Consider the following 12449-nt stretch of genomic DNA (forward strand, 5'->3'; position numbering starts at 1 on the left):
GCGCGCCCCCCCCCCCCCCCCCGCCCCCCCGGGCGCCCCCCCCCCCCCCCCGGCCCCGGCGGGGGGCGAGTCGGGGGCCCGCCGGGCCGCCCCGTCCGGCGGGCCCCCACGCCCCGGCCGACGCCCCGGCCGAGGCCCCCGCCGACGCACCGGCGCCGCGCGTGCTGCGCGAGGCGCTGCGCGCGGCCGGTGTCGACGCGTCGGCCGCCGCCGTCCACGAGGACGCCGGGTCGGTGCGCGCACTCGTCGGCGACGCCGGCGCGGCGACCGGCGCCGCCGCCCTGACCCGGGCCGTGCTCCAGCTGCGCCACCGGACCCTGGCGCCCGCGCCGGGCCGCCCCGAGGCACAGCCCTGGCAGGGCGAGGGGAACGTGCCGCGCCGGATCTGCGTCGGCGTGCGCGGGGCCGGCGGCGCGGACGCCCAGGTGGTCCTGGAGGAGTACCTGCCCGCCGCCACGGCGCAGGGCGCGGAGCCGGCCGCCGTCGGCGCCGCCGAGCTGTTCGTGCTGTCCGCCCCCACCCCGGCCCACCTGGCCGCCACCGCCCGGCGGTTCGCCGAGCTGCTCGGCGGGTCCGGGCCGGTGCCCCCGCTCGCCGGGCTCGCCCGCGCCCTGCGCACCGGGCGGGCCGCCATGGACTGCCGGTTCGCGGCCGTCGTCGCGGACACCGCCGAACTGGTGCGGGTGCTGGAGCAGTTCGTACGCGACGGTGCGCCCTGCGCCGATCTGCGGGACGGCGGCGCCGACCCGCTGGGGCTGGGCTCCGTACCCGAGACGGACGGGTACCTCGCCGCGCTCTGGCAGGCCGGGCACCTGCACCAGCTGCGCGGCCTGTGGCTGTCCGGGCTGGACGTCGACTGGTCCGCACTGGAGCCGGCCCGCCCGGCGGCCGCCGCCGGGGCGGCGCTGCCCGCGTCCGCGTTCCTGCGCGTCCCGCTGTGGCTGGGCGGCGAGGAGGGCCCCGCATGACCGCGCCGCCCTTCGACCCGGCGGGCCCGGGGGAGACCGGGCCGGCCCCGGTCAACCTGTGGTTCTGCCCCAACGAGGACCTCGCGCCCGGGATCGCCGCGACGCTCGCCTCGTACTGGCTGGACGAGAACGAACAGGAGGTAGCCGGCCGCTTCCTGTTCGAACGCGACCGCCGCCAGTACCTCGTCGCCCACGCGCTGGTGCGCCGGGTACTGGCGCTGGAGACCGGCATCCCCGAAGCCGAGGCGGTCATCTGGCGCTCCTCGCGCGGGCGGCCGTTCCTCCAGACGCCGGCCGGAGGGCTGCCGCGCGGGGCCGGCGCCCTGGACTTCAACCTCTCGCACGCCAACGCGTACAACCTGCTGGGGGTGTCCCGCGGGTTGCGGATCGGCGTCGACGTGGAGCGGCTGGACCGCGGCGAGCGGGGACTGGACAACATCATCGCGACGTTCGCCGCCGAGGAGCAGGAGTGGATCGCCCGCGCCGCGCCGGGACGTCCGCGCGACCGGCGGGCGCTGCGGCTGTGGACGCTGAAGGAGGCGTACTCCAAGGCGCGCGGGCTGGGGCTCGGACTGCCCTTCGACTCCTTCGCGTTCACCCTGGCCGAGGACCGGGGCGTCCTCGCGTTCCGGCCGCCGGCCGACGACTCGGCGGTGCGGTGGCGGTTCCTGGAGGTGGAGCCGGTGCCCGAGGTGCTGGCGTCCGTGGCGGTCGAGGTCGACGCCGCGCGGCCGCCGGCGGTGCACCTGCACCACGGCTTCCCCTGGGGCCGGGCGGCCCCCCGCCGCCTGGTCCTCCCGGAACCGGCCGGGGACTGACCCCGCCCGCCCGGCGGCCTCCCGTCGGCCGCCCTCGCCGCCGCCCCCTCCGGGCGGCGGTTTCGGCGTTCCGGGATCCGCGAAAACCCGCTCGCGGCGGAGCGCCGCCGAACCGGACCGAACCGAATCGGACCGGACCGGCCCGGCCGACCCCGCGGGCGGGCCGGAGATTTCCGGTGACGGCCGGAAAGGGGCGGAAACAGGGGGCGTGGGAATTTCGCTTGACCTTTGATTGAGGTGAACCCGGAAAGCGGGGGCCGGGGATGGAATTCGACGGGAATTCCAGGAGGAATCGAGCGCGGGTTCGGTGCGGCGGTCGAGAATTCTCCTCAGGATCTTCGAGGAAGAGGTGGGGCGTGCGGGGCATGGGTGGCGTGGTCGAGGTCGGGGACGGGGTCCACGCGTACGTGCAGCCCCCGGGGGGCTGGTGCCTGAACAACGCCGGCATCCTCGTCGACGGCGGTCACAGCGCCCTCGTCGACACCGTCGCCACCGAGGGCCGGGCCCGGCACCTGCGGCAGGCCGCGCTGGGGCTGGCGGGGCGGGCTCCGCGGGCGCTCGTCAACACGCACTTCCACGGCGACCACACGTACGGGAACTTCCTCTTCCCCGAGGCGCTCACCATCGGGCACGAGCGGACCCGCACCATGGTGCGGACGGCCGGGCTGCACATGGCCGGGCTGTGGCCCGACGTGTGCTGGGGGGACATCGAGGTCCGGCCGCCCGAACTGACCTTCCGGGACCGGACGACGCTCCACGTGGGGGACGTCCGCGCCGAGCTCATCCACATCGGACCGGCGGCCCACACCACCGACGACACCGTCGTCTGGCTGCCCGACCGGGGCGTGCTGTTCACCGGAGACCTCGTCATGAACGGGGTCACGCCGTTCTGCGTCATGGGGTCCGTCGCGGGGAGCCTCAGGGCCCTGGAGCGGTTGCGGGAACTCGGGGCCACCACCGTCGTGCCCGGTCACGGGCCCGTCGCGGGGCCCGAGGTGTTCGACGTCAACGCGGGCTACCTGCGCCGGATCCAGGACCTGGCCCGGGAGGGCGTCGCGGCCGGGGTGACCCCGCTGGAGCTGGCCCGCGCCACCGACCTCGGTCCGTACGCCGAACTGCTGGACACCGAGCGGCTGCTGCCCAACCTGCACCGCGGCTACGCCGAGGAGCAGGGGCTGCCCGAGGGCTCGCCGCTGGACGTCGGGGCGCTGTTCCGGGAGATGACCGTCCATCACGGGCGGCCGCCGGAGTGTCACGCCTGAGGGAGCCGGCTTCCGTCCGGGACCGCGGCCGTCAGGTGGTTGAACCGCAGGATCAGGGCCTGCTGCTCGCGGCCCAGGGCCTCGATGCGCTCACCCAGGTCGGCGATCGCACGGCCCAGTTCGTCCACGGACGACGGCCCGGGGTCCGGCCCCGCGGCCGGCGGCGGGGCCGGGAGAACGGGCGGGGGAGCGGCCAGGGCCAGGGCCGGCGCGTGGTGCAGGATCGCCTCCATCCGCACGCGCAGGGCCGGGCCGGGCTCCACGCCGAGTCCGTCCCGCAGGTTCCGCCGGGCCCGCTCGTACACGCCCAGCGCCTCCGTCTGGCGGCCGCACCGGTACAGGGCGAGCATCTGCAGGTCGTAGAGCCGTTCCCGCGTCGGGTGGCCGGCCGTCAGCCGCTCCAGTTCCGGGGCCGCCTCGGCGTGCCGCCCGCTGCGCAGGTGCGCGTCGTACAGCGTCTCCAGCGTGGTCAGCCGCAGTTCCTCCAGCCGGTCCGCCTCCGCCGTGCACAGCGGGCCCTGCCCGCTGCCCTCCAGCGCCGGGCCGCGCCACAGCGCGAGCGCCCCCGTCAGCAGCCGGGCCGCGTGCACGGGATCGGCGCCGAGCGCCGCCCGGCCCTCGGCGGACAGCCGGTGGAAGCGCTGGGCGTCCGTGCCGGCCCCGCCCGGTCGCAGCAGGTAGCCCATGGAACGGGTGGCGATCCACTCCCGGCCGCCCGCGCCGTCCAGCAGCCGGCGCAGCCGGGCCACGTGGGCGTGCAGCGCGTTGGCCGCACCGACGGGCGGCCGGTCGCCCCACAGCTCGTGGATGAGCCGGTCGGCGGGCAGCACCTGGCCCGCCCGGACCACGAAGGCGCCGAGCAGCGCCCGCTGTTTGGCACCGGAGGGCACGACGTACGTCCCCGAGCGCCGGTCGAGCACCTCGACCGGGCCCAGGACGCGGAAGTCCGCCCCGGTGTCGTCCATGGTGCGTGCCCCCTCCCGGCGAAATGAATTATGTGCCGGTTTTAATCCCCTGAGTGGAATCTATCAGCTTGCTTTTACCCTGCAACCGTGTGGGGCGGAGGGCTGCTCGACAGCTGCTCAAGAATTCCGGGACACCGCAGTGGGCACCGCTACCGTGCCGGAGTCGAAGGCTGAAAATCGATGGGAACTCGACGAAATGCGGAGGACACCGTGAAGATTCAGGTTCTGGGTCCGTTGAGTGCCGAGGTCAACGGGGGCTCGATTGTTCCGACGGCTGGCAAGCCGCGCCAGATCCTGGCGCTGCTCGCGCTCTATCCGGGGCGGGTGATGCCCGTGCAGACCCTCATGGAGGAGATCTGGGGCACCGACCTCCCGCAGAGCGCGCTCACGACGCTGCAGACGTACATCCTGCAGCTGCGCAGGAGACTGGGCACGGCCATGGGACCGGGCGTCCCGGGCAGTGCGAAGGACGTGCTCGCGACCCGGCACGGCGGCTACCTGCTGCAGATACCGCCGGACGCCGTGGACGTGCACGCGTACGAGACCCTCGTGGTCGGCGGACAGCACGCGTACGAGGAGGGGGACGACGAGCGCGCGGCGGACATGCTGCGCAGGGCGCTCGGACTGTGGAACGGCCCCGCGCTGGTCGACGTGCGCGTGGGACCGATCCTGGAGATCGAGGTCATGCGGCTGGAGGAGAGCCGGCTCGTGACCGTCGAGCGGCGCATCGACGCGGACCTGCGCCTCGGCCGCCACGTCGAGGTCATCGCCGAGCTGACCGAGCTGATCGCCCGGCACCCGCAGCACGAGGGCCTGCACTCGCAGGCCATGGTCGCGCTGTACCGGTCCGGCCGCCAGGCCACCGCCCTGGACGTCTACCGCAGGCTGCGCAACCGCCTGATTGACGAACTCGGAGTGGAGCCGTCACCGCAGCTGCAGCGCCTGCACCAGGCGATGCTGACGGTGGATCCGGCACTGGACGTGGTGGCGGGCCCGCGCCGCGGATCGACGTTCGACCTGTACGCCGCATAGGGCCCGGCCCCGCCGCCGCCCGCCCCGAGTCCCCTCCCGGGAGGGGCCGTACACACGGGTTCGAGCCGGTCTCAAGTGAGGTCGGTGAGATTCGATACCTACGTGGTGCGGTTCCTGGGAGGTGGCGATGGGCGACGGACGGGCCGTACGGCTGCACTGTTTCGCACACGCGGGGGCGGGAGTGTCCTCGTTCTACCGGTGGGACAAGGCCGCCGGGAGCGCGGTGTCGACCACGCCCTGGCTGCTGCCCGGGCGCGACGAGCGGCGCCGTGAGATCCGGCTGACCGGCCGCGACGAGCTGCTGGCCGACCTCAAACCCCTGTTCGAGCAGATCGCCGACGAAGGCGCTCCCTACATCCTCTACGGGCACAGCCTCGGCGCGACGGTCGCCCTGACCGTCGCCCACGCCGCCCGGGAGTACGGGCTGGCGATGCCCGCCCTGCTGGCCGTCGGCGCCAGCCCGCCGCCCGACCTGCCGGCCGCCCTCGCGAACTCGGCCGAGCTTTCGGACGCGGAACTGCTGCGCGTCCTGGACCGGTTCGACGCGCTGCCGCCCGGCGTGCAGCCGGGCGACGTGTGGTTCCGGTCCGTCTTCCCCGTGCTCCGCGCCGACCTGCGGCTCGCCCGCAACCTGCGGGCCGCCGCCACCGCGCCGACCGCGCCCGGCCCGCTGCCCGTGCCCGTCCTCGCGGTCACCGGCCGCGCGGACCCCCTCGTCGGCGCCGAGGCCGCCGCGGGCTGGCAGCGCTGGACCACCGGACGGCTCGTCCGCCGGACCGTGCCCGGCGGGCACTTCTTCGTCCGGGGCGGCGAACTGCCCCGGATGCTCGGCCGGGCCGCGCGCATGGTGCTGCGCGGCCACCGCGACCAGACAGGACAGGGGGAAGGGCGATGAGACGAGTCGTCATCACGGGCATCGGGGTCGTGGCCCCGGGCCGCCCGGGCACCAAGGAATTCTGGTCGCTGCTGACCGACGGCCGCACGGCCACCCGCGCCATCACCCTCTTCGACGCCTCCGGATTCCGCTCCCGGATCGCCGCCGAGGCGGACTTCGACCCGCAGGAGTCCGGACTGAGCGCCGAACAGTCCGGGCGCCTGGACCGCGCCGCCCAGTTCGCCGTCGTCAGCGCCCGCGAGGCCCTCGCCGACAGCGGCCTGGCCGGCTCGTACGACGCCACGCGCACCGGGGTCACCCTCGGCAGCGCGCTCGGCTGCACGACCGGACTCGACGCCGAGTACGGGGTGGTCAGCGAGCGGGGCACCCGTACGCTCGTCGACCACACCAAGGCCGTGCCCCACCTGTACGACTACTTCGTCCCCAGCTCGATGGCGGCCGAGGTGGCCCGTACCGTCGGCGCCCAGGGACCCGTGGCGCTGGTGTCCACCGGCTGCACCTCCGGACTCGACGCGATCGGGCACGCCGTCGACCTCGTCCGCGAGGGCAGCGCCGACGTGATGGTCACCGGCGCGGCCGAGGCGCCCATCACGCCGATCACCGCCGCCTGCTTCGACGCCATCCGCGCCACCTCCACCCGCAACGACGAACCGGAGACCGCCTCGCGGCCCTTCGACCGCACCCGCAACGGGTTCGTCCTCGGGGAGGGCTCGGCCGTCCTCGTCATCGAGGAGTACGAGCACGCCCGCGCCCGCGGCGCGCACGTCTACGCCGAGATCTCCGGCTTCGCCTCGCGCAGCAACGCGTACCACATGACCGGACTGCGGCCCGACGGGATCGAGATGGCCGCGGCCATCACGGCCGCTCTCGCCGAGGCGGGGCTGGAGCCCGAGCACATCGACTACATCAACGCACACGGCTCCGGCACCAAGCAGAACGACAAGCACGAGACCGAGGCGTTCAAGCGGAGCCTGGGACAGCGGGCGTACGAGGTCCCCGTCAGCTCGATCAAGTCGATGATCGGGCACTCGCTCGGCGCGATCGGCGCCCTCGAAGTGGCCGCCTGCGCCCTCGCCATCGAGCACGACACCGTCCCGCCGACGGCGAACCTGCACGAGCCCGACCCGGCCTGCGACCTCGACTACACCCCGCTGACCGCCCGCCGGCAGCGCACCGACGGGGTCCTGACCGTCGGCAGCGGCTTCGGCGGGTTCCAGAGCGCGATGATCCTGACCAGCCCGAACCTGAAGGCGGACCGATGACCACCGCAGTCGCCGCCCCTGCCCCCGCCTCCGCACCCGCCGCCAACCGACCGCGGACCGCGGCCCCCGTCGTCACCGGCATCGGCGTCGCCGCCCCCAACGGGCTCGGCACCGAGGCCTGGTGGTCCGCCGTCCTGCGCGGCCGCTCGGGCATCCGGCCGGTCAGCCGGTTCGACGCGAGCGGCTACCCGGCGAAGCTCGCCGGGGAGGTGCCCGGATTCGTCGACGCCGACCACGTGTCCAGCCGGCTGCTGCCGCAGACCGACCGCGTCACCCGGCTCTCGCTCGCCGCCGCGAAGGAGGCCCTCGACGACGCGGGGGCCGACCCCGCGCAGCTGCCCGAGCACGCCGCCGGCGTGGTCACCGCCAACTCCTTCGGCGGTTTCGAGTTCGGCCAGCAGGAGCTCCAGGCGCTGTGGAGCAAGGGCGGCCAGCACGTGTCGGCGTACCAGTCCTTCGCCTGGTTCTACGCCGTCAACAGCGGCCAGATCTCCATCCGGCACGGCCTGCGCGGCGCCTCCGGAGTGATCGTCTCCGAGCAGGCCGGCGGCCTCGACGCGATGGCCCACGCCCGCCGTCAGATCCGAAAGGGCGCCGAGCTCGTCGTCACCGGCGGCATCGACTCCGCCCTGTGCTCCTGGGGCTGGGCCGCCTACCTGGCCGGCGGCGGGCTCACCGACCGGGAGGACCCCGCCCGCGCCTACCTGCCGTTCGCCGAGGACGCGAGCGGCCACGTCGCGGGCGAGGGCGGCGCGCTCCTCGTGCTGGAGGGCGCCGAGGAGGCGCGCCGGCGCGGCGCCCGCGTGTACGGCAGCATCGCCGGCCACGCCGCCACCTTCGACGCCGACGGGACCTCCCGGCTCGGCGCGGCCGCCGAACTCGCCCTCGCCGACGCGGGCGTGCACCCCGACGAGGTCGACGTCGTCTTCGCCGACGCGGCGGGCGAACGCGCCGCCGACCGCGCCGAAGCCGAGGCGATCACCGCACTGTTCGGCCCGCGGGGGGTGCCCGTCACCGCGCCCAAGTCGATGACCGGGCGGCTCGCCGCGGGCGGCGCGGCCCTCGACGTGGCCGCCGCCCTGCTCACCCTGCGCGACCAGCTGATCCCGCCGACCACCGGGACCGAGCTCCCGGCCGAGGACTGCCCGCTGGACCTGGTCACCGGAGCGCCCTGCCCCGCCCTGGGGCTGCCGCTGCGGACCGCGCTCGTGCTGGCCCGCGGCCGCGGCGGCTTCAACTCCGCCGTCGTCGTCCGCGCCCCGGACGCCTGACCCCGGGCGTCCGGTCACGTACGCCTGATCACACACGTCTGATCACGGACCCCCGATCACCGCTCACCCCCCCCATCACCCACCAGAACAGAGGGAGACCATGGACCGGCTGGAACTCGACGACCTGAAGCGCATCCTGCGCGAGTGCGCGGGCGAGGAGGAGGGCGTCGACCTCGACGGCGACGTCCTGGACCTGAACTGGTTCGAGCTGGGCTACGACTCGCTCGCCGTCCTCCAGACCACCGGGTACATCGAGCGCGAGTACGAGGTCCTGCTGGACGAGGAGGCCCTCGACGACGCCGACACCCCCCGCCGCTACCTCGCCATGGTCAACGAGGTGCTGGCCGCACGGGCCGCGGTCTGATTCCGGTGCGCGAACAGGCAGCCACCGCCGGCGTCGGCGCCGGCGACGCCATCGACACGGACGTCTGCGTCATCGGCGCCGGACCCGCCGGGCTGGCCCTGACGCTCATGCTGCTGCGCTCGGGCGTCCGCGTCACTCTGGTGGAACGCTCCACCGCGTTCCACCGCGACTTCCACGGCGAGATCCTCCAGCCCGGCGGCCAGCGGATCCTCGACGAACTCGGCGTCCTCGCCGCGGCCACGGCCCACGGCGCGGCGCGCCTGGGCGGGTTCCAGGTACGGGAGCGGGAGCGGGTGCTCCTCGACATCGACTACGGGCGGCTGCCCGCCCCGTACGACCACCTGCTCGCCCTCCCGCAGCCGCACCTGCTCCGGGAACTGCTCGCCGCCTGCCGGCGGCTGCCCGGCCTCACCCTGCTCGAAGGCCACCGGATCGCAGCCCTCCGCCAGGAGCGGCGGTACGGCCCCTGCACGGGCGCCGTCGTGAACGGCCCCGACCGGGAGCCCGTCACCGTGCGCGCCCAGGTGGTCGTCGGCGCCGACGGCCGGTTCTCCAAGACCCGCGCGCTCGCCGGGATCGACGCCGGCCGCCGCGAGTCCTTCGCCCACGACGTGGTGTGGTTCGCGCTCGACGCGCCCGGCCGGGCCACCGGGCGGGTACGGGTGCACCGCACGGCCGGCAGCGCCCTGCTCGTCCACGACACCCACCCCGACCGGCTGCGGATCGGCTGGACCCTGCCGCACGGCGGCTGGCGCGGCGTCGTCCGGCGCGGCATCGAGGACGTCCGGCGGGAACTGGCCGCGGCCCTGCCCCCGTTCGCGGACCTCGTGCACGAGCAGATCACCTCCCTGGCCGACCTGACCCTGCTCGACGTGTTCGCCTCGCACGCCGCGGAATGGGTGCGCGACGGGCTCGTCCTGCTCGGCGACAGCGCCCACACCCACGGGCCGATCGGCGCCCAGGGCATCAACCTGGCCCTCCAGGACGCCGCCGCACTGCACCCCGTACTCGTCTCCGCGCTCTCCGCGGGGCAGCCGACCGCGCAGCGCCTCGCGGCCTACCGGGACCGGCGCGCCCCCGCGGCGGCCGCCGTGCACCGGATGCAGGTCATGCAGGCCCGCATGATGTTCGGCGGGGGCGGGCCCGCCGCCGACTTCCTGCGGGCCCGGGCCGCGGCGCTCGTCACCCGCACCCCGATCGGCGCGAAGATCACCCGGAAGGTCGCGCACGGCTCCGACCCGGCCGGGGTCCGCACCGACCTGTTCACCCCGCTGCCCGCCCGCCAGGACGCGTAGCCCCGGCCCCGCACCCGCGCCGGGCGGCCCGCCTCCCGGGGCCGCCCCGGCCTCCCGGGCCGCCCGGTCAGGGCAGGTCGTCGCGCGTCACCAGGCGGTGGGCGACCTGCCAGCCGCCGGGCGCGGGCACCAGGACGTCCTCCATCACGCACACCCGGTGCACCTTCGACTCACCGCCCCGCGGGGTCAGGTACACCAGGGCGTAGCTGCGCGTGTGCACCGAGCCGTCGGGCTGCGGCCGCGCGTCCAGCATGCCGAGCCAGTGCCGCAGCTGCTCACCGCTGCCGGCCTGCACCTGCCCGTTGCGCCGGACGTTCGCGGCGAGGGCGGCACGCCCCACCACCGGGGCCGGCAGCGTCGGCACGTCGAAGACCGCGTCCGGCGTGAACGTATCCGCCCACGGCTCGGCCTCGAAGGAGTCGAACAGCTGCATCTGGCGCGAGTAGAACTGCTGGACCTCGGCGTACAGCAGCCCGAACTCCCGCTCCCGGGGCGGGCGGGGGGACGCCTCGGCGGCGATCGTCGTGGTCATCGCGGGACTCCGTTCCATCGGTTCCCCACAGCATCTGCGGCACGGATCGAGTGCTCTTCGAAGACTCCTCAAGCGCCGCTGCCCACGCTGGGCCGACAGGGTCTGGGGGTACCGCCGCAGCCGCGGCCGCCCGTTCGGGAGCCAGGAGGAGAGCACCATGCCGAGATTCGTGTACCCGGAACTCCCGCTCGACGGCCTGCTGCGCCGGGCGGCGGTCCGGGATCCCGCGGGGCGGGCGATCCGGACCGCGACCGGCGCCGGTGTCACGACGACGGTGACTTTCGCCGAGCTCGACGCCCGGGCCGACCGCTTCGCCGCGTACCTGGAGCACACCCTCGGCCGGCGCGGGGCGCGGATCGGCGTCGCCAACGTCCTCGACCCCGTCTTCGCCGCCGCCTACTACGGGACCGTGCGCAGCGGGAACACGGTGGTGCTGGTCAACCCGCTGATCAAGGAGGCGGGCCTGGTCCACGTCCTGCGGACCGCCGAGGTCGAGGTGGCGTTCGTACCGGCCGGCACGGCCGAACTCCTGGCCAAACTGGGCGACCGGCTGCCGCACCTGCGGTCCGTCGTCGTCACCGACGCGCCCGACGGCGTGGTCCCCGGCGACGCCGTCCCGCTGGCCGTGGTCCTGGAGTCGGCGCCGGAGCGGACGGAGCTGCCCGGGGCCGTCGACCTCGACGGCGACGCCTGCATCCAGTTCACCACCGGCACCACCGGCCGCCCCAAGGGCGTCCGGCTCACCCACCGCAACCTGGTGGCGAACGCCGCCCAGACCGCCGCCGCGCACGATCTCGGCAGCGACTCGGTCACCCTCAACCACCTGCCGCTCTACCACGTGATGCACCTCAACTCGGGCGTGTACGCGGGCGCCTGCCAGGTGCTGTGCACCGACCCCGACCCGGTCGCCTCGCTCGCCGCCGCGGAGCGGGCGGAGGCCACCCACTACTACGGGCTGCCCGCCCGGCTGCACCGGCTGGCCCAGGACGAGCGGCTCACCCACGACTTCCCGGCCGGGCGCCGCCTCACCGCCGTGCTCTCCGGCGGCACCGCCCTGTCCCCGACCGCCGCCCGCACCCTGCGCGCACGCCTGGGCGTGCCCGTCATCCAGGGCTACGGGCTGGCCGAGCTCTCCCCGCTGTCCCACTGCCAGGACCCGCACCACCCCAAGAGCGGCTCGGTGGGCGCTGCCGTACCCGGCACCGAATGCCGGATCGTCGCCGTGGACTCCAGCACGCCGCTCGACGTGTACGCCACCGGAGAGGTCCAGGTCCGCGGCCCGCAGGTGATGGCCGGCTACCTCGACGACAGCCTGCCCCCGCCCGTCGACTCGGACGGCTGGTTCGCCACCGGGGACATCGGATACGTGGGCGAGGACGGCGTGCTGTTCCTGGTCGACCGGCTCGACGACGTCTTCAAGTACGACAACGAACTCGTCTCGCCCAGCGGGGTCGAAGACGTCATCGGCGCCGACCCGCGCGTCGCCGAGTGCATCGTGGCGGGCTGGCCCGACCCGGTGCACGGCGCGCTCGTCTGGACCGGCATCGTGCTGCGCGACCCCACCGCCCCCGGCCTGCTCGACGTCGTCGACTCCATCGTGGAACGCGCCAACGCCCGCCTCAACGACTTCGAGCAGATCCGCCGCGTCGAGGTGCTCGACGCCGTGCCCCGCAACCACGTCGGCAAACCCGAGCGGCGCGCGCTGCGCCAGAGCCTGCGCGGCCGCGCCGCCGCCGAGGCCGCGGCCGCGGCCGGCGGGCCCCCGCCCCCGGTGGGCCCCGCCGC

Annotated in this window: 12 protein-coding genes; 10 read left to right on the plus strand and 2 right to left on the minus strand. The window is 75.3% G+C overall.

The genetic code is table 11. The features are described from left to right. Positions 1–161 precede the first annotated feature (161 nt). The 3 genes from ACFXA3_RS19130 (at position 162) to ACFXA3_RS19140 (ending at position 3048) form a co-directional block, all read left to right on the plus strand. Entirely contained in the window at positions 162–968 is an 807-nt protein-coding gene (locus ACFXA3_RS19130) for a hypothetical protein (protein ID WP_385188187.1), read from the plus strand. Then, positions 965–1786 (plus strand): 4'-phosphopantetheinyl transferase family protein, encoded by an 822-nt coding sequence (locus tag ACFXA3_RS19135; protein WP_385188188.1) that lies wholly within the window; start codon positions 965–967, stop codon positions 1784–1786. Before ACFXA3_RS19130 ends, ACFXA3_RS19135 begins: the two co-directional genes overlap by 4 nt. 365 nt (positions 1787–2151) lie before the next feature. Continuing rightward, positions 2152–3048 carry an MBL fold metallo-hydrolase gene (locus ACFXA3_RS19140; protein ID WP_385188204.1) on the plus strand — a complete coding sequence of 299 codons (897 nt, stop codon included), beginning with the start codon at positions 2152–2154 and terminating at the stop codon, positions 3046–3048. Here ACFXA3_RS19140 and ACFXA3_RS19145 read toward each other — a convergent pair. Beyond that, entirely contained in the window at positions 3039–4013 is a 975-nt protein-coding gene (locus ACFXA3_RS19145; RefSeq protein WP_385188190.1) for a BTAD domain-containing putative transcriptional regulator, read from the minus strand. The genes ACFXA3_RS19140 and ACFXA3_RS19145 overlap by 10 nt on opposite strands. A 210-nt stretch (positions 4014–4223) precedes the next feature. On the opposite strand from ACFXA3_RS19145, the gene ACFXA3_RS19150 reads away from it, so the two are divergent. From ACFXA3_RS19150 to ACFXA3_RS19175, 6 genes are all read left to right on the plus strand, one after another. Further along, positions 4224–5045, plus strand: coding sequence for an AfsR/SARP family transcriptional regulator (locus tag ACFXA3_RS19150; RefSeq protein WP_054223074.1), 822 nt, complete (start codon positions 4224–4226; stop codon positions 5043–5045). Positions 5046–5172: 127 nt separating this feature from the next. Then, complete coding sequence (locus ACFXA3_RS19155; protein WP_385188191.1) at positions 5173–5940, plus strand: thioesterase II family protein; 768 nt, start codon at positions 5173–5175, stop codon at positions 5938–5940. Continuing rightward, positions 5937–7202, plus strand: a complete 1266-nt coding sequence (locus tag ACFXA3_RS19160; RefSeq protein ID WP_385188192.1) for a beta-ketoacyl-[acyl-carrier-protein] synthase family protein — start codon at positions 5937–5939, stop codon at positions 7200–7202. Before ACFXA3_RS19155 ends, ACFXA3_RS19160 begins: the two co-directional genes overlap by 4 nt. Continuing rightward, positions 7199–8473 carry a ketosynthase chain-length factor gene (locus ACFXA3_RS19165; RefSeq protein ID WP_385188194.1) on the plus strand — a complete coding sequence of 425 codons (1275 nt, stop codon included), beginning with the start codon at positions 7199–7201 and terminating at the stop codon, positions 8471–8473. The genes ACFXA3_RS19160 and ACFXA3_RS19165 overlap by 4 nt, the downstream gene beginning before the upstream one ends. 100 nt (positions 8474–8573) lie before the next feature. Further along, positions 8574–8837 (plus strand): acyl carrier protein, encoded by a 264-nt coding sequence (locus tag ACFXA3_RS19170; RefSeq protein WP_385188196.1) that lies wholly within the window; start codon positions 8574–8576, stop codon positions 8835–8837. Positions 8838–8842: 5 nt separating this feature from the next. Next, positions 8843–10132 carry an FAD-dependent monooxygenase gene (locus ACFXA3_RS19175; protein ID WP_385188198.1) on the plus strand — a complete coding sequence of 430 codons (1290 nt, stop codon included), beginning with the start codon at positions 8843–8845 and terminating at the stop codon, positions 10130–10132. Positions 10133–10199: 67 nt separating this feature from the next. Here the strand turns inward: ACFXA3_RS19175 and ACFXA3_RS19180 are convergent, their stop codons facing one another. Beyond that, the gene (locus tag ACFXA3_RS19180) at positions 10200–10664 is read right to left on the minus strand and encodes a nuclear transport factor 2 family protein (protein ID WP_385188200.1); all 465 of its coding nucleotides are present in this window, start codon (positions 10662–10664) and stop codon (positions 10200–10202) included. Positions 10665–10821: 157 nt separating this feature from the next. On the opposite strand from ACFXA3_RS19180, the gene ACFXA3_RS19185 reads away from it, so the two are divergent. Beyond that, a partial coding sequence (locus ACFXA3_RS19185) for a class I adenylate-forming enzyme family protein (RefSeq protein ID WP_385188202.1) occupies positions 10822–12449 on the plus strand: 1628 nt, incomplete at its 3' end.

This window comes from Streptomyces sp. NPDC059456 (genome assembly GCF_042750055.1).
Taxonomy (GTDB): domain Bacteria; phylum Actinomycetota; class Actinomycetes; order Streptomycetales; family Streptomycetaceae; genus Streptomyces.

Excerpts from the sequence above, each read along its gene's own strand:
- ACFXA3_RS19145 (WP_385188190.1), bottom strand. The coding sequence starts at position 4,013 with ATGGACGACACCGGGGCGGACTTCCGCGTCCTGGGCCCGGTCGAGGTG.
- ACFXA3_RS19180 (WP_385188200.1), bottom strand. The coding sequence starts at position 10,664 with ATGACCACGACGATCGCCGCCGAGGCGTCCCCCCGCCCGCCCCGGGAG.
- ACFXA3_RS19135 (WP_385188188.1), top strand. The coding sequence starts at position 965 with ATGACCGCGCCGCCCTTCGACCCGGCGGGCCCGGGGGAGACCGGGCCG.
- ACFXA3_RS19155 (WP_385188191.1), top strand. The coding sequence starts at position 5,173 with ATGGGCGACGGACGGGCCGTACGGCTGCACTGTTTCGCACACGCGGGG.
- ACFXA3_RS19160 (WP_385188192.1), top strand. The coding sequence starts at position 5,937 with ATGAGACGAGTCGTCATCACGGGCATCGGGGTCGTGGCCCCGGGCCGC.
- ACFXA3_RS19140 (WP_385188204.1), top strand. The coding sequence starts at position 2,152 with ATGGGTGGCGTGGTCGAGGTCGGGGACGGGGTCCACGCGTACGTGCAG.
- ACFXA3_RS19165 (WP_385188194.1), top strand. The coding sequence starts at position 7,199 with ATGACCACCGCAGTCGCCGCCCCTGCCCCCGCCTCCGCACCCGCCGCC.
- ACFXA3_RS19170 (WP_385188196.1), top strand. The coding sequence starts at position 8,574 with ATGGACCGGCTGGAACTCGACGACCTGAAGCGCATCCTGCGCGAGTGC.